This is a genomic window from Rossellomorea aquimaris (assembly GCF_003315075.1).
Lineage (GTDB): Bacteria > Bacillota > Bacilli > Bacillales > Bacillaceae_B > Rossellomorea > Rossellomorea aquimaris_C.
Map to the genome: position 1 here is coordinate 1 of NZ_QNRJ01000052.1, position 1,132 is coordinate 1,132.

Genomic DNA, 1,132 nt, shown 5'->3' on the forward strand with positions numbered 1-1,132 from the left:
TATCCATACTTCGAATGTCTTAGCTATATAAATCTCTTAGGAATATTGAGAATAAGCGAGAGAACAAGAGTTATCTCTTTCTTTATAGAGGGAGTTTAATGGATTAAAGAGTTCTGGTTAAGAAAGGATTGAGACCAATTACCCGAATTAATGTTCTAGTTAAAAACAAAGATCGACTTGCTGATATGGAGAAATTTATTTCAGTAGTAAAATCAAACCCTGAAGGAAACACGAAAGAGATTTTGTTGGATATTTTCAAATTTGATGAAGAAGAATTTGAAATGATGTTGTTCTTCGGAATGTTTAATTTAAACAATAGCATTCACTCACTTGAAGAACAGTTGACCAATATGAGGTCGCTTGATTTTGAAAACTTGATAAAAGAAGAATTGGAACTTTTGCATAAACAGTACCCTTCAAATAGACCTGTACAGTTTGAGTTGTTCATTTTAGATGAAAATGATGATTTCGTTAAATCCAAACTTAATGGAGTATCGGCTTTTACGGATTGGGATGGAAAGATGTGTTTTGCAGTTCTTCCAGAAGAAAACGTACGTTCAACTTTAAAGTCTGTCGTAACACACGAATATCATCATCATTGGCGTATCAGTGCATTAGGGCTAAATGAAGATGGTGAAACTTTACTTGACCGAATGGTTTTAGAGGGATTAGCAGAGCATTTTGTGAAGACAAGATTAGGGGACGAATATCTTGGACCTTATAAAGATGCTTTATCTGAGTCTCAAGCTAAAAAAATATGGGAAAGCACATATAAAAATCATATCGATGATAAAGGTACCTCAACTAATTTATATATGTTCGGAAGTAAAGATAAAAGTTTACCCTTTTGGGGCGGCTATTCATTAGGGTTTTACTTAATAAAGTGGTTTCTAGATAAAAACAAAGATATTTCTATAAAGGATTTAACTTTATTACCTAGCGACAAGTTTATAATATAATGCTATTCCATAATAGAGGGCTTTAATTGAATAAGAACACCACATTCAATAACAAGAAGCTTGGGATATCCCAAGCTTTTTTTTTGGTGTGCCCGGCATGTGCACACGCTTTAGGGTTCAAGTCCCGAACGGTGAAGGTCGTTGTAGCCGTTAGCTGAAGGCAAGGGTGTCCA

General features: G+C 34.5%; 1 protein-coding gene. It reads left to right on the forward strand.

Annotation, left to right across the window (positions count from 1 at the left end; translation table 11 throughout):
- The first annotated feature begins 128 nt into the window (after positions 1-128).
- Positions 129-959, forward strand: a complete 831-nt coding sequence (locus DET59_RS21385) for a DUF2268 domain-containing protein (RefSeq protein ID WP_258549767.1) — start codon at positions 129-131, stop codon at positions 957-959.
- The last annotated feature ends 173 nt before the right edge of the window (positions 960-1,132 follow it).